The following is a 26,073-nucleotide window of genomic DNA, read 5'->3' as shown; positions in this document are numbered from 1 at the left end:
GTTCCGGGCGTCGGGTCAGCCGACCTCGGCAGCTGTCACACCCGTCCGGTCGCGCCGGTCGATCGACTCACCGAGGGATCGGCGGGCCAGCAGGGTGGCTCCGGCGACGGCGGCCGGGGTGAGCAGCACCGCGCCGAGCGGGATCAGGAAGCAGAGGAACACCGCCACCCCGAAGCCCAGGGTCATCGGCCGGTTCGCACCCAGCGCCCGCCGCCGGTCCGGCACCCGGAGACCGCGCCGCTGGAACGGCACCCCGACCAGGCCCATCGCGAGGAACCAGCCGGCGACCAGCGCGGCGATCACGGGTACGACGAACTGCCCGAAGATCGGCACGAACCCGGCGACGAAGAGCGGTACCCCGAACAGCACCGACCGGACGAGCAGCCGCAGCGCGTCGGCGATGCTGCGCCGCAGCGAGCGCCAGAACGGCAGCTCGACCTCGCCCGGCACTCCGCCGTAGCGCTCCTCCACCCGTTCGGAGATCTTCTCGTAGAACGGGTCACCGATCACCAGCGTGATCGCGGTGAAGGTGAGTACCCCGAGCAGGCCACCCAGGCCGAACAGGGCGAGCCCGGCGACCAGCCGGAGAGCCTGGCGCGCCCCGTCCGACCAGTCGTCGGCGAACGGGGTGATCAGCGCCGCGAGGTCGTCGGAGAAGTAGATCAGCGTGCCGAGGCCGGCCAGGTAGAGCGCCCCGGAGATCACCGCGGGCACGATGCCGAGCAGCACCAGCCCTGGGCTGCGACCGTAGACGGCGAGTCCCCGGAACAGCAGCCCGACGCCGGAACCGAACGCGGAGAGGAACGAGCCGGCCCGCCGGGGGCGCGGCTCGGCGGGGGTGGGGGTCTGCACGACCGGAGAGCCTATCGGCCGCTCCGCCTTTCCGGCACGACGACGCGGTACCCGCCGGTCCGGCAACGTGGTGCCACCGGCGGAACGGGTCTCGGCGCGGCCGGGCAGGATGGGACGCGTGCGCGCCGCCCGGTTGATCTCCCTGGTCCTGCTGTTGCAGAACCGTGAGTCGATGACCGGCGCCGAACTCGCCCGGGAACTGGAGGTCTCGGAACGGACGATCTACCGGGACATACTGGCGCTGAGTGCCGCCGGCATCCCGATCTACGCCGACCGGGGACGGGCCGGCGGCTACCGGCTGCTCGGCGGCTACCGGACCCGGCTGACCGGGCTGAGCCGGACCGAGGCCGACGCGCTCTTCCTCTCCGGGTTGCCCGGCCCGGTCGGCGAGATGGGTCTCGCCGACGTGGTGGCGACCGCCCAACTGAAGGTGCTCGCCGCGCTGCCGAGCGGGCTGCGGGACGCGTCGACCCGGGTGGCGCAGCGGTTCCACCTCGACGTGCCGGGGTGGTTCCGGACGGCGGATCCGCCGCCCTGGCTCAGCGAACTGGCCGAGGCGGTGTGGCAGGACCGGACGGTCGAGTTCCGCTACCGCCGGGGCGAGCGGGAGGTGACCCGGACCGTCGAGCCGTACGGGTTGGTGTGCAAGGGCGGCGCCTGGTATCTGGTGGCCCGGGTCGGCACGGCGCACCGCACCTACCGGGTGGACAGGATGACCGGGGTGACCGTCGGCGCGGAGACGTTCACCCGGGACGACTCGTTCGAGCTGGCCGGGTACTGGGCCGAGCAGGCGGAACGGTTCGTCCGGCAGATGCTGCGCGAGGAGATCACGGTCCGGCTCAGCCCCGCCGGCCGGTACGCCCTGCGGTTCGTCACCGAGCCGCCGGCCGTACTCGAGGCCGAGGCGAACGCCGGGGAGCCCGACGAGCAGGGTTGGGTGGTGACCCGGCTGCCCGTCGAGTCCCCCGACGTCGCGTACGGCCAACTGCTCAGCCTCGGCCCGGAGGTCGAGGTACTGGAGCCGGCCGAGTTACGCGCCCGGCTCGCCTCGGCAGCCCGACGGCTGGCCCGCCTCTACGACGGCGCCCCCCATAACCCGCGCCAAGCCGCCGCTGACGTGTAAGGAAGGGCCCCCGCATATCGTTTTCTGTTGTAGCGGGGGCCCTTCCTTACACCCCCGAGGGTGTCAGCGGTAGCCGGTGGCGTCGGCGGGCTTGCCGGTGGCCTCCACCTCCACCATGTAGCGCCAGGCGTCCGGCTGGCTGCCGTCGAGGTCGGTGAAGCCGTACACCTTGGCGAGTTGGCCGCTGGAGAGCGACTGACCCGACCAGCGGGCCTTGTCCGGGTCGGCGGCGAGCGCGGCGACCGCCCGCCCGACGTACGCCGGGCTCTCCGAGATGACGAAGTGCGGCTGCTTCTCGATGGCGTCCCGCCAGTTCTCCTCGGTGACACCGAACTCGTCGAGCATGAACTCCGAGCGCAGCCAGCCCGGGGTGAGCGCGACAGCCGTGCCGCCGTACTCCTTCAGCTCGTGCGCCCAGAGGTAGGCGAGCCGGTTCACCGAGGTCTTCGCCAGGTCGAAGAAGGCCGAGAGCCGGTAGTTCTGGTCGTTGTACTCCTTCGTACCGTCGCCGACCTCCACCACCAGACCGCCGGGGTTGCGGATCAGCAGCGGCAGTGCGAAGTGACTCGTGATCATGTGTGTCTCGACGGCGAGCCGCAGCGTGCGGAAGCCGTCGTCCAGGTCCTGCTCCCAGATCGGCTTGTGCCAGCCGATCAGCCGGTCCGCCCCCCAGATGTCGTTGACGAGTACGTCCAGCCGGCCCTGTTCCCGGTCGATCCGCGTCACAAGTGCGCGTACCTGGTCGGGGACGAGGTGGTCGACCTGTACCGCGATCCCGACGCCACCGGCCGCGGTGACCAGCTCGGCGGTCTCCTCGATGGTCTCCGGCCGGTCCACCTCCGAGCGTTTCTCCCGGGTGCTCCGCCCGGTGGCGTAGACGGTGGCGCCGGCCGCGCCGAGCTGGACGGCGATCTGCCGGCCGGCTCCCCGGGTGGCCCCGGCGACGAGCGCGACCTTTCCAGTGAGTTCTGCTGTCATGAGGACGACCTTGACAGCCAATCCTGACAGCCCGCGTCAGGATTTACGGGTTTCCTCGGCTCAGTTGGCCAACCGGAGCCGCACCCGCCGGTTGGCCCGGCCCTTGCTCTCCACCTTGACCACCTGGACCTTGCCGATCTGGGCGGTCGAGCCGACGTGGGTACCGCCGTCGGCCTGCACGTCCAGCCCGACGATGTCGACGATCCGGATCTCCTGCTCGTCGGCGGGAATCAGGTTGGACTGGGTACGGATGATGTCCGGCAGGGCCAGCGCCTCGTCCCGGGGCAGCACCTTCACCGCCACCGCCCGGTCGGCGGCGACCTCGGTGTTGACCAGCTCCTCCAGCCGGGCCTTGAAGTCGGTCGGCACCTCGGGCAGGTTGAAGTCCATCCGGGCCTCGCCCGGTTCCATGTTGCCGCCGGTGACGAGCGCTCCGAAGTCCCGGAACACCACGCCGCAGAGCACGTGCAGCCCGGAGTGGGTACGCATCAGCAGGCTGCGCCGCTCGTCCTCCACCGCACCGGTCACCGCCGTACCGGGCGGCGGCAGCGGGTCACCCTCGGCCGGGATCAGGTAGAGGTCGTCGCCCTTGCGGGTGCCGACGATCCGGGTCTGCACACCCTGCCAGAGCAGCACCCCGTGGTCCGGCGGCTGCCCGCCACCGCCCGGATAGAAGGCCGACCGGTCCAGGACGATCCCCTGATCGGGATCGGCGGAGAGCACAGTGCACTCCCACTCTCGCAGGGTCGGGTCGGCAAGGTCGAGCCGGTGCGTCCGGCCATGCTGGGAAACGCCCATGGCTCGCCACGTTACCCCGGCCGGCCCGACCTCGGTGGCACCGGCGGGCCGCTCGATCGAGGAACCCGGGCTCCTCGGTCCAGGAACCCGGGCTGCGCAGTCGAGGGACCCGGGCTGCGCAGTCGAGGAAACCGGGCCGCTCCGTCGAGGGACCCGGCTTGCTCAGTTGAGGAAGCCGGAGATCCGCTCGCGCAGGTCGGCGCGGTGCGTCCAGAGCAGGCCGGGCTTGTCGTAGACGTGCAGCGTCGCCGCCGGCAACGCCTCGGCGAGCTGCTCGGCGACCGCGACCGGATGCAGCTCGTCGCCGACACAGCCGATCACCAGGGTACGGGCGGTGACCGCTGCCAGGGCCGAGCGCTGCCGTACGGCGACCTGCCCGGGCAGCTCGGCCAGCCCGGCGGCCAGACCGTCCCGGGTCAACTGGTCCACCCGCTGCCGAAGGTAGGCCCAACCGGCCGGGGTGTTGCGGATAGCCGGTGGCACCTCGAAGGCGACCGCCTCGGCCACCTCGGCCGGGTCGCCGCTGCGTACGGCGCCGAGCAGCTCGGTGAGGCGCCGCCGGGCCACCTCCGGACGCGGTTCGTCGAGTACGGCCGGCAGCACGAAGACCGCCCGCTCGAAGCGGGCCGGACTCTCCCAGAGGAGTCGGCAGAGCGCACCCGCACCGAGGCTGATCCCGAGTGCCCGGCTGGCGCCACCGAGATCGGCGATCGCCCGCAGGTCACGGGCGAGATCGGCGTAGCTCCAGTCGCCTTCCGGAGCCTCCGATCGGCCGTGTCCCCGGAACTGGAAGAAGATCTTGCGTCCGTTTACCGCGCTGCCCAGCGGTCGGGTGGTGGAGATGCCGGTACCGAGCCCGTGCGCGAAGACGGTGACCGGGTCACCGTCGCCGGTGACCAGCCGCTCCAGCCGTACACCGTGCGGGGTGGCGACCAGCTCGGTCTCCGGATCGGGCAGTGCCGGCCGACCGCTGCGCGGCGCGGTCGGCCCCGGGCCGTACGTCCGTGGCCCGCCGTCGGGCGGCGGTGGCCAGCGGAAATCTCTCACCAGAAGCCTTTGCCGTCGGTCAGGTCGCGCAGTCCGACCCGGACGTCGAGCAGGTAGATCAACGCTGCCGCGATGCCGATGAGCGCGAAGATGCTGATCGGCTGGTAGAGCAGCAGGGTGAGCACCAGGCAGACAGCCAGGATGGCGACCCAGGCTCCCTTGGGGAGGGTGCCGATCGCCGGGAACGCGTCGGAGCGCTGCGTGACGCAGTGCACGAGCGCGACGCCCTGCGTCACGAGGGCGAAAACGATCAGCACCAGGTTGATGATGAAGACGACGTCGGTGTAGAAGATCGGCGCGGCTGTGCCCATGCCGGAAAGCTTATGCCGGTGACCCCGGGTACGTGCCACTTGGCGCACCCACCCGAGGTCACCGGCGGTCGCCGGATGCCTGGCCTGTCGGTCGCGGGCGACTACTTGTCGGCAGCCGGGCGGGTGCGCTTGGCAGCCGGGCGGGTCGACTTCGCCGCCGGGCGGCGCTTCGTGACCGCCTTGGCCGAGGTGGTACCGGCGGTCTCGTCGGCCGTACCAGCGGCCTCGGTCGCGGCGGCGACCTCCTTGACCTGCTCGACGACCTCGGGCGGAGTGCTGCTCAGCGCCGGCTGCCCCGCGGCGGTCACCGCCGGAGTCCCGGTGGCGACCATGTCCGCGTTGACGGTGTCGGCGGCCTGCACCACGCCGGTACCGACCACCCGCTCGCCCCGGGCGACGAGTTCGCCGTAGACGGCGACGGCCCGCTCCTGCGCCGCCTGGGCCCCGGCCACCACCACCGCCGCGTTGCGGATGGTCGCCTCGCGCAGCCCGTCGAGGTCCAGTTCGCGGTTGACGGCGCGGTGCCGCAGGTTCGCCGCGTTGGCGTTGCGCAGGGTCACCGCGGCCTTCTCCCGCAGCTCGGCGGTGGTGGCCGCGGCCTTCTCCCGCAGCTCGGCGGTGGTGGCTACTGCCTTCTCCCGCAGTTCGGAGCGGGTGGCCTCGTCGCCGAGACCGCTGACCACGGCGGGCAGTCGGCGCAGTTGCTGGTATGCGAGATCGCCGGCACCGGCCACCGCGTAGAGCGGGGCGGGGATCCGGGCGGTTCGGGGCTGGGTCATGACTGTTCCTCCTCGTCAGAGGCCGAGCTGACCATCGGGGTCGACGGCGCGGCCTTCTTGGCCGCCCTCCGGGCGGTCCTTCTGGTAGGTGCGACCGGCGGCGTGGCGCCCGCGCCGGGCCGGGCTTCGGTCGGTGGTGCGGCGGCGGCGCCCGCCTCGGTCACCGCCACAGATTCGAGTACGGCGTCCGCCGGGTTCCGCTCGCTGGCACCCGGACCCGTGACGCCACCCGCGACGTCCCCGGTGCCGGACTCGACCACGACAGCGGTGCCTGGCTCGACCAGAACAGCCGTGTCGGGCTCGGCCGGAGCGGCGGTGCCGGGCTCGGCCGGTACGTCCTCGTGCCGGAGGTTCTCCCGGCGGAACGTCTCGTAGATCTGGCTCAGCGACTGCTTCTGCGGCATCGTCAGATCCGGGTCGGCCGCGATGGCGGCGAGCACGCCCTGCCCCTCGCGGTCGTCGAGCAGCCCGGCCCGGAGGTACATCGCCGGGGTGGAGACCCGCAGGGCGCTCGCCAACTGCTGGAGCACCTCGGCGCTCGGCTTGCGTAGTCCACGCTCGATCTGGCTCAGGTAGGGGTTGCTCACCCCCGCCTGTTCGGCGAGTTGCCGCAACGAGATCTTCGCGTTGCGGCGCAGGTCACGGATGAAGCCGCCGATGTCCCGCGGAAGGTCCTTCGGAGTGGCCATGCCTCGACGGTAGCCAGCGGCGCTTGCTCCTGCAAGCAGAATGCTTGCGAAAGTTAGCAATAGTTAGCGACGTCTCAGTCGACGGCGACGCGTCAGCGGTGCGTGTCAGTCGACGGCGGCATGCCAGCGGTGCGTGACCGTCACCGCGCCGGTCACCAGCGGGCACGTACCACGCCGGTCACCAGCGGGCGCGTACCGCGCCGACCACCTCGCCACCGCCGTGCAGCGGCAGCTCGGCCAACTCGTCGAGGATCGGGGCCTCCACCGACAGCCGACGCAACGCCGAGACCAGCACCGGCATCCGGCCACGCGAGGCGCCGTCGTCGATCTTGGCTGCCACCGCGCCGACCCCGGGCACCGCCACCGCGAGCACCCCCTCGGCACCGCTCTTGGCGAGCAGCCCGGGGATCGCGGCCATCAGCCGGGTGTCGTACGCCTCGTCGTCGGTGCCGGCGACCATCTCCGGGTACGCCCGCATCGCGTCCACGACCGTCCGGGCCGCCGAACCCGGCTCCGCCGAGACCAGCCGCAGGTACGCCCGGGCGAGCCCGGTCAGCGAGCCGGCGAGCAGTGGCGCCCCGCAACCGTCGACACCGATCGCCGCCGCCGGCTCGCCGGTGAACTCCTCGATCGCGGCGGTGATCGCCTGCTGGAGCGGGTGCTCCGGACGCCAGTACTCCGCCACCGGCCAGCCGGCCGCCTGACAGGTGAGCAGCATCCCGACATGCTTACCGGAGCAGTTCATCCGCAGCCGGGACGGACCACCACCGGCGCGCAGCAGGGCGACCTTCGCCGGCTCCGAGAGTGGCAGGTCCGGCGGGCAGCGCAACGCCGACTCCTCCAGTCCGGTACGCCGCAGCAGCGCACCGACCCGCTCGACGTGCACGTCCTCGCCGTGGTGGCTGGCACAGGCGACGGCCAGGTCGGCACCGGTCAGCGGCAACCCGGCCCGGAGCATCGCGACCGCCTGGAGCGGCTTGTTCGACGACCTCGGAAACACCGGCCCCCGGATGTCGCCCGCCTCGGCCCGGACAGCACCGGCCGCGTCGAGCACCACCACGGAACCCCGGTGCACGGACTCCACGAAGCCCGACCGGACCGCCTCCACCAGCGGTACGCCGCCGTCGTAGATCTCGCCCATGGTCGCGGACGGTACCCACCGGGCCGGCGTACCGGCCCGGCACCCCTCACCGCTGTGCCGCGAGTCCCAACAGCTCCCGGGCCTGCGCCGGAGTCAGCGGCGGACGCTGGGCGAGCTGGGCCAACCCGACCGCCCGGGCCACCAGCTGCATGTTGGACTCCACCGGACGCCCCTTGGCATAGCTGGTCGTGTCCTCCATGCCGACCCGCAGGTGCCCGCCGGCCGAGACCGAGGCGAGCATCACCGGGATGGTGCTCCGGCCGATGCCGGTCGCCGAGAACGTCGTCCCCTCCGGCAGGTCCCGCAGGGCCTGGGCGCAGGCGACCAGCGCCTCGGTGCTGCCCGGCATGCCGCCCGGCACCCCCATCACGAAGTCGACGTGCACGTGCCCACCGGCCGGCAGGCCGTACCTGTCGAGCAGCCGGCGCAGCGCGGCCAGGTGGCCGAGGTCGAAGATCTCGTACTCCGGCACGACGCCCCGGTCCTGCATCCGGGTGTGCAGGTCGACGATGAACCCCCAGCGGTTGAGGAAGACGTCGTCGCCGAAGTTGACCGTACCCATGGTGCAGGAGGCCATCTCCGGATCGGCGTCGAGCACGGCGAGCCGGTCCGCCTCCGGATCGGTGACCGCACCCCCGGTGGAGAGCTGCACGATCAGCTCGGTGCTCTCCCGCAGCGCGGCCACGGTCTCCCGCAGCCGGCCCAGGTCGAGGGTGGGCCGGGCCTCGTCGTCCCGGATGTGCACGTGGATCACCGCCGCGCCGATCGCCTCGCACTCCTTGGCGGTGACCACCAGCTCGTCGAGGGTGACCGGCAGCGCCGGAACCTCCGCCTTCGCCGACTCCGCCCCGGTCGGCGCGACCGTGATCAAGGTGCCCGTCATGCCGGGATCCTAGCCGGTACCCGGCACGCCGCCATCCCGGCCGAGACGGTGACCAGCTGTTCCGGGTCGATCGCCGCGGAGCCGGCTGCTCGGCCGGGTCGATCGCGGCGGAGCCGGTTACTCCGGGTCGATCGCGGCGGCCTGGCCCTCGACCAGCAGTGCGGCGTCGTCCGGTACCGACCGCTTCAGCACCGCGAGCGCGACCGGGCCGAGTTCGAAGTGCCGGACCGCCGTACCCACGAAGCCGACCGCGCGCCCGTCGAGGGTCACCGGGGCACCGGCCGCCGGAAGCTGGTCGGTGCTCACCCCGTCGAGGTGCAGCAGTGCCAGCCGGCGCGGCGGACGGCCCAGGTTGTGCACCCGGGCCACCGTCTCCTGCCCCCGGTAACAGCCCTTGTCCAGGTGTACGGCGGTGGTCACCAGTCCCACCTCGGCCGGGATCGTCCGGTGGTCGGTCTCGAAGCCGACCCGGGGCAGCCGCTGCGCCACCCGTACCGCCTCGTACGCCCACAGTCCGGCGACCGGGGTACCGGCGGCGGTGAGCGTGTCGACCACCTCCGGCATGCTCGGCCGGGGCACCAGTAGGTCGACGCCGAGCCGGACCCGACGCGCCCAGCCGCCGCCGGGAAGCGCGCGTACGTCGTACACCACGGTCGGCCGGGGCGGCACGGAGCCTGCGGCGAACTTCGGACCCGGCACCCCGAGCAGGTCCGGTTCGGCCAGTCCGGTGACGCCGAGCGCGGCGACCGCCTCGGTCGCGCGCGGACCGACGAGCGAGAGCAGTGCCCAGTCGGCGGTGGCGTCGCGGGGGTCGACCGGGGTGAAGAAGCGCATCTTCTCCAGATAGCTGAGCAGCCCGCCGGTGTCGCCGGGCTCGGTGTCCAGCCAGGTGGTCTCGCCGTCCTCGGCGACCATGGCGTGCTGCTCGACATGCCCGTGCGGGGAGAGCACCAGCAGCTCGCTGCCCTGCCCGGCGGTGAGCGCCGCGAGGTGCTGGCTGGTCAGGGTGTGCAGCCAGCTCGCCCGCTCGGTGCCGGGTACGGCGATCACCCCCCGGTGCGACCGGTCGACCAGGCCGACGTCGGTGGCGAGCAGCCGCTGCTCGCGGCTCGGATCGCCGTAGTGCGCGGCCACCGGGCGTACCCCGGCCGCCGCGTGCTCCGGCTCCGGCTGGTCCCGGGTCTGCTCGTCGATCGCCTCGACGGCCACCGCCCCCGCGATGTCGATCATGCTTGCCGCCCCTCGGCCACCGCACCCGCGATATCGATCATCCTCGCCGCCCCTCGGCCACCGTACCCGCAGTCTCGATCATGCTCGCCGCTCCTCGCAGTCGCTCCGCCCGCAGACGCCGAAGAGCGCCACGTGCCCGATGTCGACCTGGAAGCCGCGTTCGGCCGCCAGCTTCTCGGCCAGCGGGCCGAAGACCTCCGGATCGACCTCATCCACCGCCCCGCAGACCCGGCAGACCAGGTGCACGTGGGTGTCCTCACCCGCGGCGTGGTAGGTCGGTGACCCGTGGGACAGGTGTGTATGGGTAACAAGCCCGAGGCGTTCGAGTAGTTCCAGGGTCCGGTAGATCGTGGTGATGTTCACTCCGGCAGCGACCTCACGGACCGCCGAGTGCACCTGCTCGGGCGTGGCGTGCCCCAACTCCAGCACGGCTTCGAGGACCAGTTGCCGCTGCGCCGTCAACCGCAGTCCGCGGGAACGCAGCATCTCCGCAAGTGACGATTCCGACACCGACAAAGCATAGTTCGGGTTGGCGAGGCCGGCTCCCCGGCGCCCACCTCCGGCGGGATGGCTACCCTCGGCGGCATGTCGAGCGAGCAGCCGATCGTCGTGTCGAGCGAGCAGCCGATCGTCGCCGTACTGGGTCGAGGGCTGGTGCCGCCCGGTGAGCCGGTCGTCCGGGCCGACGACCGGGGCGTACTCCGGGGTGACGGGCTCTTCGAGACGATGCACGTCCGGGCCGGCCGCCCCTGGCTGGTCCGGGAGCACCTGTCCCGGCTGGCCCGCTCGGCTGCGGTACTGGAGCTGCCGCTGCCGCACCCCGACGAACTGCGCGACCTGCTCGACACCGCCTGCGCCGGCTGGCCGGCCGAGACCGAGGGGATGCTGCGGCTGGTCTGCACCCGGGGACCTGAGAGCGGCACCGGACCGACCGTCTACGCCACCCTCTCCCGGGTGCCGGCCGCCGCCCGGCAGGCCCGGCGGGACGGCATCCGGGTCGCGACCCTGCCGCTCGGGATCGCCGCCGACGCCCGCACCGGCCGCCCGTGGCTGCTCGGCGGCCTCAAAACCACGTCGTACGGGCTGAGCGAGGCCGCCCGGCGCTGGGCCGCCGGCAATGGCGTGCACGACGTGCTCTGGACCTCGACCGACGGGTACGCCCTGGAGGGGCCGACCGCCAACCTGGTCTGGCTGACCGGCGGCGAACTGCGCACCGTGCCGGCCGAGCGGACCGGAATCCTGCCCGGCGTGACCGTCGACTGGCTGCTCGAACACGCCGACGACCTGCCCTGGACGCCGGCCCGCCGACTGGTCACCCCCGCCGAGCTGCACACCGCCGACGGGGTCTGGTTCGCCTCCTCGGTACGCGGCCTCGCCGAGATCCGCGAACTCGACGGACTGCCCCTGACCCCCTCACCGCACACCGCAGCGCTGCGGGACCTGCTCGGCTTCGAGTGTTAGGAGGGGGCCCTTCTACAACAGAAAACGATAAGAGGGGGCCCTTCCTTACATCTCAGCCGCCGACCCGGGTCAGCCGGGCGGAGAGGTGCGGGGAGAGCGGGTGCCCCACCGCGGCCATCTCCTGGGCGTAGAGCAGCGCCCCCTCCACGATGCCGAAGAGCCGGTGCCCGGCGGTGACCTCCTTGGCGGTCGCCGTACGCAGCACCGCGTCGGTGGCGATCTCCACCCGGGTACCGGTGACCTTGCCGAGGTGCAGCTCCATGATCCCGGTCGGGGTGCTGAGCATCACCTCCAGCTCGTCGGTGCCCTTGCCGTCGGCGTCGAGTACGGCCCGCCACCAGCCCACCTCGCGTCCGGCGGGCCGGACCGGCCGGCTCTGCTCGTCCAGGATCCAGGCCCGCGACTCGTAGTAGAGGAACGGCCGCCCGTCGTGGGTGATCCGGATCTCCTGGGCGTAGTCGAAGTCCTCGATGCTGGGGAACCCGCCCCGCCCCCGCCCCCGCCAGAGCCCGACGTACGGCAGCAGGCCGAGCAGCGCCGGGTGCAGGTCCGGCCCCTTGCGCAGGTCGTACGTCTCCTCGTACGGGTACGGGTCGACCGGCGGTGCGTTCAGCCACGGCGGCGGCTCGATGGGGTTGTCGCTCACTGTTTCCCTTCCGTTCGTGACTGCGGGGCTCGCAAACCCGGCTCACTCCTCGCACTCACCAACGTCCCTTCCGTTCGTGACTGCGGGGCTCGCAAACCCGGCTCACTCCTCGCACTCACCAACGTCCTCTCGAAATTCTGACTGCCAGATACACCAGGTAACCGGCGAGCGCGCCGAAACCCGCGACCAGCAGGCTGACGAACCCAATCTCGGTAACCATGACGGGTAGATCCTATGCTGGCGCCATGGCTCGTACCCTGGTCGTCAAGGTCACCGCAGGTTCGGATTCGCCGGAACGCTGCGCCCAGGCGTTCACCGTGGCCGCCACGGCGGTCGCCTCCGGGGTCGACGTGTCGCTCTGGTTGACCGGCGAGTCGAGCTGGTTCGCGCTGCCCGGCCGGGCCGAGGAGTTCGAGTTGCCGCACTCCGCGCCACTGGCCGAGCTGCTGCACGTGATCCTGAGCAGCGGTCGGGTCACGGTCTGCACCCAGTGCGCCGCCCGCCGGGAAATCGGCGAGTCCGACCTGCTTCCCGGGGTACGCATCGCCGGGGCGGCGGTCTTCGTCGAGGAGGCGATGGCGGACGGCGCCCAGGCGCTGGTCTACTAGTCAGCCACCTGGTCTACTAGTCAGCCACTTCGGTCAGCCGTCACAGCCTCGGCTGACGGCTACCCGGATCCGGCCCTCGCCGCTTTCGATAAGCACGCTGACCGGGCCGCTGCGGTAGACGTACAGCTCGGTGGTGTCGGCGATCACGACGGCGCCGGGCGGCCGGGGCAGCGCGGCGCTCGGCGGACCTGCCGGTGTTCCCCGGCCGGCGGCGTGCGCGGTCCAGGTGGTGCCCTGTCCCGGGCAGCGCGCGTCGGCCAGCTCGACCGGGGTCGGCTCGGTCGCGCCGAGGGCGGCGAGCACCCGCAGCGGGTCCGGCTCGGCCGGTGGCAGCGGCGGGACGGTCCGGTCGTCCGGGTCGCCCGAAACCGGTCGGCAACCGGTCCGGGCGGTCAACTCGACCACTCCCGGACCGACCCGACCGCCCTCGACTGCCACGAACTCGCCCGCATCGGCGCGCAGGGTGTGCCGGCTTCCGTCGGCACTGTGCCGGACCCCGGCCCGGTACGTCGCCGGCAGCCGGTCGGCGATCCGGTCCAGCAGTGCCGGTATGTCCGCGTCCGGCGCGTAGATCACGACCGTCGCCTCCAGCGAGGCACCGTCCCGCAGCAGGGTGAGATCGCAGTCCTCGGGCGCCCGCCCGGCGACGATCTCGACGGCGACGTCCGGGCCGGCCGCCGCGATCAGGTCACCGAGCGCCCGGTCCACCACGGGCTCGGCCTGCTCGATGGTGCGCTGCTCCGGCACGGTCGGCTCGTCGCGGTAGACCGAGACGACGGTGAGCACCAGCAGCAGCACTCCCCAGCCCACCAGGCCGACGAGCAGCCAGCGCCGCTGCCGGGGCGGGGTGGGCGGGTCCGGCCGAGCGGGCCAGGCCGGTGCCGGGGCGTCGAGGCTCACGCCCGCCATGGTGGCATGACGCCGCCGCGACGTCGGCACCGAGCCGGCCAGACCGGTCAGGCCGGCCACAGCGGTCAGGCCGGTATGCGGCACGGAGCCGACGACGACAGCGGTCAGGTCAACGCGGCGGGAGCGAGCGGGCCACCCGGACGGGGGTCAGTGCGCGGGGGCGAGCCGGTAGCCGACCCCGCGTACGGTCTGCACCTGCGGGGCGCCCTCGACGGCGCGCAGCTTGCGGCGCAGTCGTTTCACCGCCGAGTGCAGGATGGCTGTGTCGCCGAGGTAGGCGCCGCCCCAGACCGACCCGAACAGCCGCTCGTACGTCCACACCCCGAGTGGTGCGCTGGCCAGCCGGGCGAGCAGTTCACGTTCCAGCCGGGTCAGCGCAAGTGGCTCGCCCCGCCAGGTGACCAGGTGCCCGCCAGGGTCGACCGAGAGGTCACCGAGGCTCACCCGCCCCGGTCCGGAATCCGTCGGATTGCCGACCATCGGAAACAGCATTGCCCGCAACTCGGACAGGTCCGAACAGATCACGACCGTGCCGAAGTCGTCGAGTCGTCGGATCACCCGCTCGCGTACGGCCACATCCGTGGACACGCACACGACGAGCGGGACTTCTCCGTTTGCCACCTCGCTCCACTCCTCCCCCGCGGCTGCGGGCCCTAGCCAAACGGGTTTGACCGGACGAGTCAACAACGACGCTAACCGATATAGGTCGGCCGGCTAACTCCTGACCGAGACACGCCTAGTTACTGCCTAGATACTGGCCGACATCGGGCATTGATCACCACCCCTGGCGAGCAAGAGCATTACTCCAAGCCGATGTGGGGGGCGCTGTCCGTAAACGAAAACGTCGGACCACGCGTGCCGGCAGCCCGGACACCCGGAGCTGGGAAGTGGCTCCCGAGACCGCTCGGGAGGCCGAACAGTGGGGGAGGAACCATGCCGCACCGATCCGGACGGAACCGGGCTGACCGGCCAAGACGCTGGCGTTTGCTGGTCGGCGCGACCGCCGTGCTGCTCGGCGTCACCGCGCAGCCCGCGCTCGCCACGGCGGCCGGTCCCGAGGCGGAGGTGAGCCGGGAACTGCTCGCCGAACTCGCCACCGAGGGCACCACCACATTCAACGTCTACCTGCGCGAACGCGCGGAGCTGAGCGGAGCGGCGAAGCTGGCCGACGCCGACGACCGGGCCACCGCGGTCTATCGGACGCTCACCGCCACCGCCGACCGCAGCCAGCGCGACCTCCGCGCTGAGCTGGACAAACGCGGTACGACATACCGGTCGTACTGGATCGCGAACATGGTACGGGTGGAGGGCGACCGCGCCCTGCTGGACGCGATCGCGGCCCGCGACGACGTACAGAGCATCGAACCGAGTCGTACCTACGAACTGATCAAACCTGAGCCGTTCCGTGCCACCACCGACGCCGGTACCAACGCGGCTGAGTGGAACATCACGAACGTCGAGGCGCCCCGGGTCTGGTCCGAGTTCGACATCCGGGGCGAGGACGTGGTCGTCGCCAACATCGACAGCGGCGTGCAGTTCGACCACCCGGCGCTGCGGAACTCCTACCGGGGCAACACCGGCAGCGGCTTCGACCACAACTACAACTGGTTCGACCCGGCCGAGGTCTGCGCCAACCCGGCGCCGTGCGACAACAACGGCCACGGCACGCACACCATGGGCACCATGGTCGGCGACGACGGTGCCGGCAACCAGATCGGCGTGGCGCCCGGCGCCCGGTGGATCGCCGCCAAGGGCTGCGAGACGAGCAACTGCTCCGACGGCTCGCTGCTCGCCGCCGGCGAGTGGGTGCTCGCCCCGACCGACCTGAACGGGCAGAACCCCCGGCCCGACCTGCGTCCGGACATCGTCAACAACTCGTGGGGCGGCGGCCGCGGCGACGAGTGGTACAAGCAGGTCGTGGTCTCCTGGCGGACCGCCGGCATCTTCCCCAGCTTCTCCGCCGGCAACGACGGGCCGGGCTGCAACACCACCGAGAACCCCGGCGACTATCCGCTGACCTACGCGGCCGGGTCCTACGACAGCAACAACAACATCTCCAGCTTCTCCGGCCGGGGAACGTCCAGCATCGACGGCTCGGTCAAGCCGAACATCGCCGCGCCGGGCAGCAACGTCCGGTCCAGCCTGCCCGGCAACGGCTACGGGACGGGCAGCGGCACCTCGATGGCGGCACCGCACGTCTCCGCCACGGTCGCACTGGTCTGGTCGGCGGCACCCGGGCTGCGGGGCAACATCCCGGCCACCGAGCGGCTGCTCGACGACACCGCCACCGACGTCGACGCGCTGGGCTGCGGCGGCACGATCGACGACAACAACAACTTCGGCGAGGGGCGGCTCAACGCGTACCAGGCGGTGCAGGCGGCACCGCGCGGCGACTCGGGCCGGGTCACCGGCACCGTCAGCAGCGCCAGCACCGGTGACCCGGTCGCCGGTGCCGAGGTACGCAGCGGCGACTTCAGCGCTCTCACCGACGCCGAGGGCCGGTACGCCCTGGTGTTGCCGGTCGGCACCCACGAACTGACCGCCGCCGGGTACGGCTTCACCCCCGCCACCGCCACCGTGACGGTGGCCCGGGGCGACCTGATCACCCAGAACTTCGCCCTGGCCACCGCCCGGATGGTCACCGTCGCCGGCAAGGTCACCGACGGTTCCGGGCACGGCTGGCCGCTGTACGCGAAGATCGAGGTCTCCGGTCGGCCCGGCGGCCCGGTCTTCACCAACCCGGTGACCGGCGCCTACTCGTTCACCGTCCCCGGCAGCGCCACCTACCGGCTCGACACCACGGTCGTCTACCCCGGCTACCGTCCGGTCAGCACCGAAGTGGCGGTCGGTACCGGCTCGAAGACGGTCAACATCACCGCCACCGTGCTGCCGGCCTGCACCGCCGCCGGCTACGCGGCCGGGATCAGCGACCCGCTGCTGACGGAGAGCTTCGACGGCGCCTCGGCCCCGGACGGCTGGTCGGTGGTGAACCGCACCGCCTCCGGCGGCTGGAGCTTCGACGACCCGGGCGGCCGGACCAACCTGACCGGCGGCACCGGCAACTTCGCGATCATCGACAGTGACGCGCTGGGCAGCGGCAACCGGCAGGACACCGACCTGGTCACGCCGCCGCTGGACCTCTCGGCGACCGGTGCGCCGCTGCTGCGGTTCAACAGCGACTGGCGGGCGGTCGGGGTCAGCGACACCGCCGACGTCGACGTCTCCACCGACGGCGGTACGACCTGGACCAACGTCTGGCACCAGACGGCCAGCCGGCGCGGCCCACGGGTCGAGGAGGTACCGCTGGACGGGGCGGCCGGTGCGGCGAACGTCCGGGTACGGTTCCGCTTCACCGGCACCTTCGCCTGGTGGTGGCAGGTGGACAACGTCGCGTTGGTCAACCGGACCTGCACCCCGAAGCCGGGTGGCCTGGTGGCCGGCTTCACCACCGACGCCAACACCGGCGACCCGGTCAACGGTGTGACGGTGGTCAGCGGCAACCAGCCGGCCGACCGGGGCGTGTCGGCGGCGACGCCGGACGACCCGAACATCCCGGACGGCTTCTACTGGCTCTTCTCCAGCCTGACCGGGGCACAGCCGTTCACCGCCAGCCTGTCGCAGTACCGGGCGCAGACCAAGCAGGTGACGGTGACGCCGGACGCCACCCGGCGGGCCGACTTCGCGCTGAAGGCGCCCCGGCTGACGGTCACCCCGAAGTCCCTGGAACTGCACCAGCCGTACGGCACCACCCGGAACGTCACCCTGACGGTCACCAACACCGGTAACGCGCCGGCCACCGTGGCGACGATGGAGCGGGCGGCCCGGTTCAGCCAGTTGACGGCGAAGGGTGCCGAGCTGGTCGAGTACCGGATGAAGGGGCTGAGCAAGGGTCGCACCGGTACGGCGTACGGGCCGGGCACCGGGACCGCCGCCGCGGCGCCGCTCGTCGACCAGGCGTGGACCCGGGTGGCGAACCTCCCGGCTGCGGTCTACGACAACTCGGCGGTGACCCTGGACGGCAAGGTCTATTCGATCGGTGGCGGCTCCGCCACCGGCACCGAGCGCAAGAGTTGGGTCTACGACCCGGCGACGAACGTCTGGACGGCGTTGCCGGACATGCCGACCGCGCGCTCGAAGCCGGCGGTCGCCGCCCTGAACGGCCGGATCTACGCGGTCGGCGGCTGGGGCGACGGTGACACTCCGGTGGAGACGGTCGACATGTTCGATCCGGCGAACGGGACCTGGAGCACCCTGGCCGGGATCTCCAACCCGGCGCCCCGGGCGGCGGCCGCGTTCGCGACAAGCGGCGGCAAGCTCTACGTCATCGGCGGCTGCGGCGACAACGCGTGCTCGGTGGACAGCTCGGACGTGACGGTCTTCGACCCGCTGACCGGCAAGTTCGACACCGCCGCCGACTATCCGCAGGGCTCCTCCTGGATGTCCTGCGGCGGGATCGGCGGCCGGGTCTACTGCGCCGGTGGCGTCGGGGTGGCCGAGTTCAAGAACGGCTACGTCTACGACCCGGGGACCGACGCCTGGAGCCCGCTGCCCGACATGCCGCTCGACCTCTGGGGTTCGCAGTACGCGGCGGCCGGCGGCATGCTGGTGCTGGCCGGTGGCGCCACCGCGGCGTCGACCACGCTCACCAACCGGACGATCGGGTACGACCCGGTGGCCGGTGCCTGGGTGAACCTGCCGAACGCGCAGTTCGCCCGCTACCGGGGTGCCGGCGTCTGCGGGGCGTACAAGGTGGGTGGCTCGCCGAGTTCGTTCGTCGGGTCGGCCGAGAGTGAGCGGCTCGGTGGGCTGGAGGCGTGTCTTGAGGGCGGCGAGGCGCCCTGGCTGAGCACCACTCCGGCCAGCTTCACCCTGGCCGCCGGGGCGTCCCGGACCATCACGGTCAGCCTGACCGCCACCGCGGCGGCCGGGGTGGCGCAGCCCGGCACCTACAACGCCGAACTTGGCCTGATCACCGACAGCCCCTATCCGGTACCGGTGGTCGGGGTGGAGATGAACGTCTCGCCGCCCGGCAGCTGGGGCAAGATCCAGGGGACGGTGATCGGCCGGACCTGTGGCGGTGCCGAGGTGCCGTTGGCGGCGACGGTCCGGGCCAACCTGGTCGGCGATCCGGCCACCGGCTACACCCTGTCGACGAGCAGTCAGGGAAGCTACTCCTGGTGGCTGGCGAAGGGCCGGTACGACGTCATCGTCGCCAAGGACGGCTGGGTGCCGCAGGTGAAGCGGCAGCAGATCCAGGCGAGTCTGGTCAGCACCCTCGATTTCACCCTGGAACCGGTGAACCCGTGTCCGGAACGGCTGGGCGGAATCTGAGCGGCGGCTCGACCGGAGTGCCGATCCGGCGGTGACTGCCGAGCGGCGGTGCCCACCGTTCCCGTACGGGGACGGTGGGCACCGCCGCCTGCGTCGGGCTCCCAGCCGGTACCGGGTACGGGCGATCCGTTGTGCCGGAGGCGTTGACAGTGCGGCCGTACCCGTTGGTAACCTGCCGGGCGTGATCGACGAGGCCGAATCGACGCCACCGCAACATGTCCTATGTGTACTCGGCGCGGGGCTGGACCTCGACGTCGTCGCCCGGCTCGCGGCCGAGGTCGGCGGCCCGGAGTGCGCCCTCGATGCCGAGTACTCCCGTCCGGAACCCGATCCGAGGATGGTCGCCTCGTTCCGGCTGTCGCTGAGCGGCCCGAGTTTCACCGAGGCGGACCGGCGGGCGGTCAAGGAGCACGACACGGTGGCGTACCTGCTCTCGCCGCCGGCGACCCCGCAGACCGCGATCGAGGTGTCCCGGCGGATGCTGGCGTTGACCGCCGCGCTGCTGCGATCCGGTGCCACCGCGGTACGCAACGAGAGCAGTGGCCTGGCGCACGGCCGCGAGCGCTGGCTCGACCTGGCCGACCGGGCCGCCGCCGCGACCGACGAGCCGACCCTGGCGGTGGTGTTGCACCGGGCCTGGGTGAAGCGGCCGATCACCGACGGCGTCGCGGTCTACAGCTGTGGCATGCACCTGCTCGGTGCCCCGGACGTCGAGCTGCGCGCCGGGCGGCCGACCGGGCCGGCCGAGGTCGAGGAGCAGGTACGCCTGCTCGACGCCCTGGCCCGCTATCTGCTGACCGAGCCGGCGGGGCGGCAGATCCGCGACGGTGAGACGTTCGCGCTCGCGGCGGACAGCCCACGCTGGGTGCTGGGCGCCCGCGACTGTGCCCGCTACGACCCGGACGACCTCTACCGCAATCCGTACGGCTACTGGTGCCTGACGCCCGGATAGCCGCGTCCGGCGCGCGGTTAACTGGTCGGGGTTGCCGGTTTGGGCGTCGTCTCGAAACTGGGACAGGCGATGGCGAGCGCCAACATTCCGGCGAAGACCGCTATCCCTCCCTGCCCTGGATGTACGTCTTCGATGTCGGCGAACGGCGTGCCGAAGTGGACGGCGATCATCGACGCGAAGAGCAGCACCTGGAGTATGCCGGCCCAGGGAGCGTGCCTGCCGGGCCGACTCACCGCGATGGTCACGGCGGTGGCGACGAAGGCGACGACGGCGTGCAGCGGTCCCAGTCCGAGTGCGTAGGCGCGCTGCCATCCGCTGGCCGGCAGGTCGGCCGCGTCGATCCAGCCGGCGAAGTTGAGATAGTGCACGGCTATCGGCGGCACCCCGGGGCGGAGGATGTGGCCCCACGGCAACATCACGAAGCCGGCCACCAGTAGGCCGAGTGCGACGACCAGCAGCAGGATGCGCCAGGTGAACCAGAACACCAGCCGCCCGGGGTCGGTCGGAGGGACCGCCCCGGACCCCGTGCCCGGCCGAGCCGCTGGCGCACCGAGCGGAGGCGGCATGCCGGGCGGGGACGGCGCACCCGGCGGAGGTGGTGTATTCGGCGGAGGTGGTGTATTCGGTAACGGCGGTCCGGCGGGAGCGTCGGCCACGGCGGGCAGCGGGTCGACGACCGGCCGCTGCCATCCGTCGAGCGCCTGCGGTGTCCACTGTGTCCCGTCGAACCACCGGAGCGGGTTACGGCCGGACGGATCGGGATACCACCCCGGTCGCATACCGTCCTCCTGAGTCGGCAATCAGCCGAGTCTATTACGACTACCCTCCGGGCCAACGGATTGGCGCACGAGGAGCAAGCCCGAGTTCGAACGTCTGTCCACTTAGTACGGACAGCGGATCTACACCGTACAGTGCTATCGTCCGGGACGCCCGCGATCAACATCGGGCCGATCCGCATCACTCTGCAAACGGGGAGAACCAATTTTGAAGCAAAGATCCAGGCTGCCGCGTGTCCTGGGGTCCGCCCTGGCCACCACGATGGTGGCGACGGTCGCCACGGTCGGCGGCCTTTCCAGCCCTGCGGCGGCCGAACCAGTCGTCCCGGGCAATCTTGCCCCCTCAAGCTGGAGCTATGTCGACAGCACCCTGCCGACCAGCAACATCAAGGCCGCCGACCCGGACGTCCCGGTGGGCAGCTGGCGGGACGCCAGCAACGTCCTGCACACGACCCGGAGCTACATCACTTTCGACCCCAGTGCGTACGCCGGCCGGATCATGCAGGGCGGGCAACTCGTTCTCGACGAGTCGTGGGCCGCGAGCTGCCCGAAGCGGGCGATCGAGGTGTGGCAGACCGAGAACAACACCGCACCGACCTGGAACAGCCAGCCAAGGGCGTTGAGGCTCCTCGGCACGTTCGGCGATTCGACCCCCTGCCCGACCAGCCTCACCCTGTCGGTCAGCGAACTCGTCGCCGACGCGGTCGCCACGGGGCAGCGCCTGACCTTCATGGTGCGGGTCCCGGCGGCAAAGGAGGTGGACACCCAGTTCGCCCGCAGGTTCCCCTACTGGACCGCCAGCCGTGACCGCGGGGTCCGGCTCCGGGTGAGCTACCTGAACCCGCCGATGCTGGACAACGGCACCCGCCTGGTCAACGGCCAGTCGTGCGCGAGCGCCACGCCACCCCGGCTGCGGCCCATCACCCTCGGCGGAGTCGTCTGGGACGACGGGAGCGAGGCCATCCGGGCCGACTTCGCGTTCTGGCCGGTGAACGACCCGACGAGGCGCACCGTGGTCAGCGTGCCCGCCGAGCCGTACCGTCGGGTGACCACCGCCTGGCTGCCGGAGGGCGCCTTCACGCAGGGCGTGACCTACGGCTGGGCCGTCCAGGGCGTCGAGGTTGACGGGGAGCACCGTTCCGCCTGGTCGACGACCTGCACCTTCGTCGCGGACCTGACCGGGCCGGCCCGGCCCGCCGTCACCTCGACCAACTACCCGGAGGGTGGCACCGCGCCCCGCGCCACCCCCGGTCAGTTCGCCTTTGCCGCCAGCGGCTCCACCAGCACCGTCGCCTACCAGTACGGCTTCGGCAACCTGGTGCCGCCGCTGCCCGGCGACACCTACACCGGTACCGGCTGGGTCAAGCCGACCACCGCCGGTGGCTCGGCGACGGTCACGCTGGTTCCGCCCGCCGCCGGTCAGAACATCCTGCGGGTACGGGCCTGCGACACCGCCCAGCGATGCTCGACCGAGCGCACCTGGACGGTCAACGTGTCCGACACCACCCCGACGATCAGCCTGGACGGGCCGGTCTACGTCGGCGTGCCGTTCACGGTCACCGCAGCGGCTCCGGCCGGCCTCACCGGAGTGACGGCCTACGACTTCTACCCGTTCAACGCGACGGCTCCGAAGACCGTGGCTCCGAACCCGGACGGCACCGGGACCAGGGTGGACAGTGTTCCCGAGACCCAGGAGACCAGGTACCGGGTGGCTGCCCGCCTCGCCAACGGCTGGGTGACCCCGCAGGCCCTCGTCACCTTCCAGGGCGGCCGGGCCGTGGCGATCTCGTCGACCGAGTACCCGGCCGGGGAGACCTCGGGTGGGGTCGGCGTTCCCGGCACCTTCACCCTGACCAGGGCCACCGACAAGGTCACCACCTTCCGGTACTACGTCAACTCCGGAACGATGATCCCCGGGCAGTTCGACGCCAACGGCAGGGCGACCATCAACTGGACGCCGACCGCCACCGGCTTCCACCGTCTGGTGATCCAGATTCCGACCACCGTCGGCGGTAACACCTGGTACTCCATGGCCGCGGGGCACGACTTCTACGTGGCCGGCTGACCGCCTGAGCGCTGTCCGGGGGCAACCGGCGATCCCGGCTGCCCCCGGTTGCTCCGGCGCGGAAGGTGCCACGGTGTCACCAAGGTGACACCGTGGCACCTTCGTTCGGCAGGTTGGTACCGGTCGGCGCCGCTGCCGTCTCGCGGGTCTGCGTTTCGCGGATTTGCGTCTCGCGGGTCTGCGTCTCGCGGGTCTGCTCAGCGCCCCGCCCGCACGCACTCGACCAGCAGGTCGTACGCCCAGGCGGAGAACGGATGCCCGACCGGATCGGCCGGGGAGACCAGGGTCAGTTCCGTGCCGCCGCCCGACGGGTCCGGTCGATAGATCACGCTGACCGGGCCGTCGCCGTCCGGCATCGGGTCGTAGGCGTGATCGTCGGAGTAGGCGTCCATCTCGGCGTCCCGGAGCAGATAGAGCCAACCCTCGGTGGCCGGCAACGGCCGCATCCGCCGCTGCGCCCAGCTGATCTGGGCCTCCGACTCGTCGCCGGTCTGCACCGTGACCAGTAGCTCGGGCCAGCGTCCGGCCAGCCGGTCGAGGAAGCTCCGCAGCATGTGCGGCTCGACCGAGGGCGCCAGCAGGACGCTGTCGTACCCGGTGATCTGCATGTCGTTCCTCACCGCCCGGCGGCTGAGACTCGTCGGACCCGGGCCTGTCGGCGGCGCCTTCCGATTACCGCGAGGCGATTCTCGCAGGGCGACCAGTCGCGCGGTGGCGATCGAGCCGCTTCGCCAACTGCCGTAACCGTTCGGGATCGAGCCGTCGTCCGGGGCGCTGACGGACCCGGTCAGCGACGATCCGTCGTACGCTGCAATTCGCAGGTGATGGACGGAGGCTGAGGTGGCCGGGACGACGCTGACCGGGACGACGGTGGCCGAGGTGATGGCCGAACTGGCCGCGCTCGAAGACCCGAAGATGCGCGAGGTGAACGAGAAACACGGTGACGATCACGGTGTCAACCTCGGCAAGCTGCGCGCGGTCGCCAAGCGGCTGAAGACGCAACAGGAACTCGCCCGCCAGCTCTGGCAGACCGGTGACAGCTCGGCGCGGCTGCTGGCGCTGCTGATCTGCCGTCCGAAGGCGTTCGAGCGTGCCGAACTCGACGCCATGCTGCGCGACGCGCGCACCCCAAAGGTGCACGACTGGCTCGTGAACTACGTGGTGAAGAAGAGCCCGCACGCCGAGGAGCTGCGGCTGGCCTGGTTCGCCGATCCGAACCCGGTGGTCGCGAGCGCCGGCTGGGCGCTGACCACCGAACGCGTGGCCAAGAAACCGGAGGGCCTCGACCTCGCGGGACTGCTCGACACCATCGAGGCGGAGATGAAGGACGCTCCGGAGCGCCTCCAGTGGGCGATGAACCACTGCCTGGCCCAGATCGGGATCGAGCACCCCGAGCACCGGTCCCGGGCACTCGCCATCGGTGAGCGCCTGGAGGTGCTCAAGGACTATCCGACTCCCCCGGGCTGCACGTCGCCGTACGCGCCCATCTGGATCAACGAGATGGTGCGCCGACAGCACGGCGGGTAGGAGCGCGGTGGCCAGCGGCTCGACCCCGAGGCGACGCGAGCGGCCGTCGATCCGCAGCAGGTCCTGCGGCTGCGGTCTACCGGACATGCCGGGCCAGGACGTCCACCCGGGCCATCAACTCCATGCACGGTAGGTGCGGCGGGACGCTCTCCCAATGGCAGGAGAGCGGATCGTGGCCGCGTACCCACACCCAGAGGTGGCCGCCGTCGGAGCGGGTGATCCGCTTGTCGATCCGGACGACCCGGATGTCGACGTACCCGTGGACGTCGGCGCCCCGGTAGTAGTGGGACCACTCGCCGGGCTCCAGGCGTACCCGGGTGTCGATCGGCAGGTCCGGAATCTCCGGCGGCGGAATGTGCGGCGGCCGGGTCACCGGGCCGGCCCCGGCACCCGCAGCCAGCGTCGGCCGTCCCAGCGGTAGTCCCGCACCCGGCGGCGCCGGAGCCATCGTCGTACGGTCGTCAGCACGCGGTCACCTCCAGGATGCGCCCACGGCGCCCCGGAACACAGTTCACGGAGCGCCGCTCAGTGGGCGGATCAATGGGGCCGGTCCGGGGCGTCCGGGGGGACGGCGTCCCGGACCGGCAGAACACCGGCGGGGGCATCGGAGCCACATCCCCCCGGTCGGCGTTCCTACACGCAGCGTCGCCTGACAACCACGGTGCGATCCAGTAGGTCGCCGTCCGCTGCGATGCCCCGCTGTCCGCTACTGCGGCGACGGCTGGTACGCCTCGTAGGCGTCGCGCAGCTCCCGGGCTTCCCCGATTCCCGTGGCCTCGATGCTCGCGACCACCTCGGACGCCCGCCACCAGTTCGATGCCACCACCCGGCCGGACGTGATCGCCGCTTGGGCGGCAACGCTGGCCTCGTCCGGCTTGCCGGCGGCGACCAGCGCCAGGCCGAGGTCCAACCGCGCCGACGCGGTACGGCGTGGCCGGGTGGACCCGGCCAGCTCCGCGACCGCCGCTCGGGCGTACTCCTCGGCCGCCGGATCGCCTGCCCACGCCAGCGTGGTCGCGGTGTAAGAAAGCGCCTTCGCCGGGTCGTACCGGTAGTGGTGCTCTGGGCGGTCCGGCACTGCCAGCGGCGACACCAGCCGGGAGAGCCGGGACAGTGTTCGACGGGTCTCCCGCTGGTCACCCATCCGAGCCCATACCCGCCCCTCCTGCGCGGTCGCCTGGATGTACGCCGAACTGCCGCGCGGCGCCACTTCCTGGGCCTGACGGGAAAGGTCGAGCGCCCGCCGGTAGTCGCCTGCGATGAGCACGTCCCACGCCACGGTCTCCAGGCACCACGCCTGGATCTCTCGGTGCTCGGTCTGCTGCGCCATCTGCTCGGCGATCGACAGATGGGCAGCGGCAGCGCGGCGGTGTCGCAGGTCAATATGCACCGTGGCCCGTAACAGGCTGAGCCATCCACCGGCGACCAGTAGGCGCCGTCGCTGGTCGAGCGTCGCCCTGGCGTCGAGCAGCCGGCCGATCTGGGCGAGGTGCCGGCGGATTGGGTCGAGCAGTTCACCGGGCGGGGTGGTGGCGTACGCGCTCGCCAGGTCATCGACGGCCAGTTCGACGGCGCCGAGCACCTCGGCGCTGACGTCGGTCGCATCGATCAGGTGGGCGAGGGAGGCAGCTTCCGTCTCGTCCCGGGCGGACTGTACCGGGGACAGGCAGGCTGCCAGCGCACCGTTGGCGCCGAGCAGCTCATCGAGGTGCTGCACGACGTGGATCGTCGGGACCTTTCGGCCGGTCTCCAGCTCGTGCAGGTGGCTCTTTGACCGGTGCGCGAGTTGCGCCAGGGCGCGGATCGAGAGCCCTCGCTCTCGGCGTAGGCGGCGAAGCAGCGGGCCGAAATACGGATCGACGTTGTGCATCGAAGCCTCCCAGGTAGGGCTGGGGTGGCGGCGGCCCAGGCCCTACCTCGGACCGCCACTCCGGAAGGTACACCGAGCAGTCGCAGAGAGCGACCTC

The 26,073-nt window shown here is 71.8% G+C and carries 26 protein-coding genes and 1 pseudogene; 7 read left to right on the top strand and 20 right to left on the bottom strand.

The window, feature by feature from the left end; all coding sequences use genetic code 11:
• Positions 1 to 15: 15 nt before the first annotated feature.
• A complete protein-coding gene (locus CLT71_RS25740; protein WP_101369380.1) occupies positions 16 to 852 on the bottom strand; it encodes an EI24 domain-containing protein in 837 nt (278 codons plus the stop codon).
• Between the two features lie 118 nt (positions 853 to 970).
• Between CLT71_RS25740 and CLT71_RS25735 the strand changes: the two genes are divergently transcribed.
• A complete protein-coding gene (locus CLT71_RS25735; RefSeq protein WP_101371776.1) occupies positions 971 to 1,975 on the top strand; it encodes a helix-turn-helix transcriptional regulator in 1,005 nt (334 codons plus the stop codon).
• Positions 1,976 to 2,038: 63 nt separating this feature from the next.
• Here CLT71_RS25735 and CLT71_RS25730 read toward each other — a convergent pair whose 3' ends face one another.
• The 10 genes from CLT71_RS25730 to CLT71_RS25685 all read right to left on the bottom strand — a co-directional run bounded on the left by CLT71_RS25730 (position 2,039) and on the right by CLT71_RS25685 (position 10,341).
• Positions 2,039 to 2,953 (bottom strand): SDR family oxidoreductase, encoded by a 915-nt coding sequence (locus CLT71_RS25730; protein ID WP_101369379.1) that lies wholly within the window; start codon positions 2,951 to 2,953, stop codon positions 2,039 to 2,041.
• Positions 2,954 to 3,013: 60 nt separating this feature from the next.
• Positions 3,014 to 3,751: an alanyl-tRNA editing protein gene (locus tag CLT71_RS25725; RefSeq protein ID WP_101369378.1), complete on the bottom strand. Its 738-nt coding sequence runs from the start codon at positions 3,749 to 3,751 to the stop codon at positions 3,014 to 3,016.
• 162 nt (positions 3,752 to 3,913) lie between these two features.
• Positions 3,914 to 4,798, bottom strand: coding sequence for an alpha/beta fold hydrolase (locus CLT71_RS25720; protein ID WP_101369377.1), 885 nt, complete (start codon positions 4,796 to 4,798; stop codon positions 3,914 to 3,916).
• On the bottom strand, positions 4,795 to 5,109 hold the full coding sequence (locus CLT71_RS25715; RefSeq protein ID WP_101369376.1) for a DUF2516 family protein: 315 nt from the start codon (positions 5,107 to 5,109) through the stop codon (positions 4,795 to 4,797). The genes CLT71_RS25720 and CLT71_RS25715 overlap by 4 nt, the downstream gene beginning before the upstream one ends.
• A 101-nt stretch (positions 5,110 to 5,210) precedes the next feature.
• On the bottom strand, positions 5,211 to 5,888 hold the full coding sequence (locus CLT71_RS25710) for a hypothetical protein (protein WP_101369375.1): 678 nt from the start codon (positions 5,886 to 5,888) through the stop codon (positions 5,211 to 5,213).
• Positions 5,885 to 6,577, bottom strand: coding sequence for a helix-turn-helix transcriptional regulator (locus CLT71_RS25705; protein WP_101369374.1), 693 nt, complete (start codon positions 6,575 to 6,577; stop codon positions 5,885 to 5,887). The genes CLT71_RS25710 and CLT71_RS25705 overlap by 4 nt, the downstream gene beginning before the upstream one ends.
• Positions 6,578 to 6,755: 178 nt before the next feature.
• Positions 6,756 to 7,718 (bottom strand): asparaginase, encoded by a 963-nt coding sequence (locus tag CLT71_RS25700; protein WP_101369373.1) that lies wholly within the window; start codon positions 7,716 to 7,718, stop codon positions 6,756 to 6,758.
• 46 nt (positions 7,719 to 7,764) lie between these two features.
• Complete coding sequence (locus CLT71_RS25695) at positions 7,765 to 8,601, bottom strand: beta-keto acid cleavage family enzyme (protein WP_101369372.1); 837 nt, start codon at positions 8,599 to 8,601, stop codon at positions 7,765 to 7,767.
• Between the two features lie 117 nt (positions 8,602 to 8,718).
• Positions 8,719 to 9,831 (bottom strand): CAF17-like 4Fe-4S cluster assembly/insertion protein YgfZ, encoded by a 1,113-nt coding sequence (ygfZ, locus tag CLT71_RS25690; RefSeq protein ID WP_101369371.1) that lies wholly within the window; start codon positions 9,829 to 9,831, stop codon positions 8,719 to 8,721.
• Positions 9,832 to 9,909: 78 nt separating this feature from the next.
• Complete coding sequence (locus tag CLT71_RS25685) at positions 9,910 to 10,341, bottom strand: Fur family transcriptional regulator (RefSeq protein WP_199187722.1); 432 nt, start codon at positions 10,339 to 10,341, stop codon at positions 9,910 to 9,912.
• A gap of 75 nt (positions 10,342 to 10,416) precedes the next feature.
• Here CLT71_RS25685 and CLT71_RS25680 point away from each other — a divergent pair, with 75 nt between their 5' ends.
• The gene (locus CLT71_RS25680; protein WP_101371775.1) at positions 10,417 to 11,292 is read left to right on the top strand and encodes an aminotransferase class IV; all 876 of its coding nucleotides are present in this window, start codon (positions 10,417 to 10,419) and stop codon (positions 11,290 to 11,292) included.
• 52 nt (positions 11,293 to 11,344) lie between these two features.
• Here CLT71_RS25680 and CLT71_RS25675 read toward each other — a convergent pair whose 3' ends face one another.
• Positions 11,345 to 11,938 (bottom strand): heme-binding beta-barrel domain-containing protein, encoded by a 594-nt coding sequence (locus tag CLT71_RS25675; protein ID WP_101369369.1) that lies wholly within the window; start codon positions 11,936 to 11,938, stop codon positions 11,345 to 11,347.
• A 115-nt stretch (positions 11,939 to 12,053) separates the two neighbouring features.
• Positions 12,054 to 12,158 (bottom strand): small membrane protein MtfM, encoded by a 105-nt coding sequence (mtfM, locus tag CLT71_RS38225; protein WP_278065698.1) that lies wholly within the window; start codon positions 12,156 to 12,158, stop codon positions 12,054 to 12,056.
• A gap of 25 nt (positions 12,159 to 12,183) precedes the next feature.
• On the opposite strand from mtfM, the gene CLT71_RS25670 reads away from it, so the two are divergent.
• Complete coding sequence (locus CLT71_RS25670) at positions 12,184 to 12,546, top strand: DsrE family protein (RefSeq protein ID WP_101369368.1); 363 nt, start codon at positions 12,184 to 12,186, stop codon at positions 12,544 to 12,546.
• A gap of 33 nt (positions 12,547 to 12,579) precedes the next feature.
• Here CLT71_RS25670 and CLT71_RS25665 read toward each other — a convergent pair whose 3' ends face one another.
• Entirely contained in the window at positions 12,580 to 13,446 is an 867-nt protein-coding gene (locus tag CLT71_RS25665) for a hypothetical protein (protein WP_143743618.1), read from the bottom strand.
• Between the two features lie 156 nt (positions 13,447 to 13,602).
• Positions 13,603 to 14,031: a winged helix-turn-helix domain-containing protein gene (locus CLT71_RS25660; RefSeq protein ID WP_101369366.1), complete on the bottom strand. Its 429-nt coding sequence runs from the start codon at positions 14,029 to 14,031 to the stop codon at positions 13,603 to 13,605.
• Between the two features lie 357 nt (positions 14,032 to 14,388).
• On the opposite strand from CLT71_RS25660, the gene CLT71_RS25655 reads away from it, so the two are divergent.
• Together CLT71_RS25655 and CLT71_RS25650 are read left to right on the top strand one after the other, a co-directional pair.
• Positions 14,389 to 18,786, top strand: coding sequence for a S8 family serine peptidase (locus CLT71_RS25655; RefSeq protein WP_101369365.1), 4,398 nt, complete (start codon positions 14,389 to 14,391; stop codon positions 18,784 to 18,786).
• 181 nt (positions 18,787 to 18,967) lie between these two features.
• Positions 18,968 to 19,738, top strand: a complete 771-nt coding sequence (locus tag CLT71_RS25650) for a hypothetical protein (RefSeq protein WP_101369364.1) — start codon at positions 18,968 to 18,970, stop codon at positions 19,736 to 19,738.
• A 17-nt stretch (positions 19,739 to 19,755) separates the two neighbouring features.
• Here CLT71_RS25650 and CLT71_RS38220 read toward each other — a convergent pair whose 3' ends face one another.
• Positions 19,756 to 20,223, bottom strand: coding sequence for a hypothetical protein (locus CLT71_RS38220; protein WP_486483762.1), 468 nt, complete (start codon positions 20,221 to 20,223; stop codon positions 19,756 to 19,758).
• A 222-nt stretch (positions 20,224 to 20,445) separates the two neighbouring features.
• Positions 20,446 to 20,517 (bottom strand): annotated as a pseudogene (locus CLT71_RS38215) (DUF2510 domain-containing protein); the annotation flags it as partial.
• A gap of 205 nt (positions 20,518 to 20,722) precedes the next feature.
• On the opposite strand from CLT71_RS38215, the gene CLT71_RS25640 reads away from it, so the two are divergent.
• Entirely contained in the window at positions 20,723 to 22,579 is a 1,857-nt protein-coding gene (locus CLT71_RS25640) for a hypothetical protein (protein ID WP_143743616.1), read from the top strand.
• Between the two features lie 197 nt (positions 22,580 to 22,776).
• On the opposite strand, the gene CLT71_RS25635 is transcribed toward CLT71_RS25640, so the two are convergent.
• Entirely contained in the window at positions 22,777 to 23,187 is a 411-nt protein-coding gene (locus CLT71_RS25635; protein ID WP_101369361.1) for a hypothetical protein, read from the bottom strand.
• A gap of 274 nt (positions 23,188 to 23,461) precedes the next feature.
• Between CLT71_RS25635 and CLT71_RS25630 the strand changes: the two genes are divergently transcribed.
• Complete coding sequence (locus CLT71_RS25630; RefSeq protein ID WP_199187951.1) at positions 23,462 to 24,106, top strand: DNA alkylation repair protein; 645 nt, start codon at positions 23,462 to 23,464, stop codon at positions 24,104 to 24,106.
• 76 nt (positions 24,107 to 24,182) lie between these two features.
• Here CLT71_RS25630 and CLT71_RS25625 read toward each other — a convergent pair whose 3' ends face one another.
• Together CLT71_RS25625 and CLT71_RS25620 are read right to left on the bottom strand one after the other, a co-directional pair.
• Positions 24,183 to 24,554: a hypothetical protein gene (locus tag CLT71_RS25625; RefSeq protein WP_143743615.1), complete on the bottom strand. Its 372-nt coding sequence runs from the start codon at positions 24,552 to 24,554 to the stop codon at positions 24,183 to 24,185.
• A gap of 258 nt (positions 24,555 to 24,812) precedes the next feature.
• A complete protein-coding gene (locus CLT71_RS25620; RefSeq protein WP_101369358.1) occupies positions 24,813 to 25,976 on the bottom strand; it encodes an NsdA family TPR-like regulatory protein in 1,164 nt (387 codons plus the stop codon).
• Positions 25,977 to 26,073 lie beyond the last annotated feature (97 nt).

It is taken from the genome of Plantactinospora sp. CNZ320, from assembly GCF_002846275.1.
Note: the sequence above shows the minus strand (reverse complement) of the source record. Positions and strands in the feature narration are given on the sequence as shown.

What these genes read in the sequence shown, in the direction of transcription:
- CLT71_RS25725 (WP_101369378.1), bottom strand. Translation starts at nt 3,751, where the DNA reads ATGGGCGTTTCCCAGCATGGCCGGACGCACCGGCTCGACCTTGCCGAC.
- CLT71_RS25635 (WP_101369361.1), bottom strand. Translation starts at nt 23,187, where the DNA reads ATGCAGATCACCGGGTACGACAGCGTCCTGCTGGCGCCCTCGGTCGAG.
- CLT71_RS25710 (WP_101369375.1), bottom strand. Translation starts at nt 5,888, where the DNA reads ATGACCCAGCCCCGAACCGCCCGGATCCCCGCCCCGCTCTACGCGGTG.
- CLT71_RS25625 (WP_143743615.1), bottom strand. Translation starts at nt 24,554, where the DNA reads ATGGCTCCGGCGCCGCCGGGTGCGGGACTACCGCTGGGACGGCCGACG.
- CLT71_RS25670 (WP_101369368.1), top strand. Translation starts at nt 12,184, where the DNA reads ATGGCTCGTACCCTGGTCGTCAAGGTCACCGCAGGTTCGGATTCGCCG.
- CLT71_RS25655 (WP_101369365.1), top strand. Translation starts at nt 14,389, where the DNA reads ATGCCGCACCGATCCGGACGGAACCGGGCTGACCGGCCAAGACGCTGG.
- CLT71_RS25700 (WP_101369373.1), bottom strand. Translation starts at nt 7,718, where the DNA reads ATGGGCGAGATCTACGACGGCGGCGTACCGCTGGTGGAGGCGGTCCGG.
- CLT71_RS25705 (WP_101369374.1), bottom strand. Translation starts at nt 6,577, where the DNA reads ATGGCCACTCCGAAGGACCTTCCGCGGGACATCGGCGGCTTCATCCGT.
- CLT71_RS25730 (WP_101369379.1), bottom strand. Translation starts at nt 2,953, where the DNA reads ATGACAGCAGAACTCACTGGAAAGGTCGCGCTCGTCGCCGGGGCCACC.
- CLT71_RS25680 (WP_101371775.1), top strand. Translation starts at nt 10,417, where the DNA reads ATGTCGAGCGAGCAGCCGATCGTCGTGTCGAGCGAGCAGCCGATCGTC.
- ygfZ (WP_101369371.1), bottom strand. Translation starts at nt 9,831, where the DNA reads ATGATCGACATCGCGGGGGCGGTGGCCGTCGAGGCGATCGACGAGCAG.
- mtfM (WP_278065698.1), bottom strand. Translation starts at nt 12,158, where the DNA reads ATGGTTACCGAGATTGGGTTCGTCAGCCTGCTGGTCGCGGGTTTCGGC.
- CLT71_RS25695 (WP_101369372.1), bottom strand. Translation starts at nt 8,601, where the DNA reads ATGACGGGCACCTTGATCACGGTCGCGCCGACCGGGGCGGAGTCGGCG.
- CLT71_RS25715 (WP_101369376.1), bottom strand. Translation starts at nt 5,109, where the DNA reads ATGGGCACAGCCGCGCCGATCTTCTACACCGACGTCGTCTTCATCATC.
- CLT71_RS25630 (WP_199187951.1), top strand. Translation starts at nt 23,462, where the DNA reads ATGGCCGAACTGGCCGCGCTCGAAGACCCGAAGATGCGCGAGGTGAAC.
- CLT71_RS25620 (WP_101369358.1), bottom strand. Translation starts at nt 25,976, where the DNA reads ATGCACAACGTCGATCCGTATTTCGGCCCGCTGCTTCGCCGCCTACGC.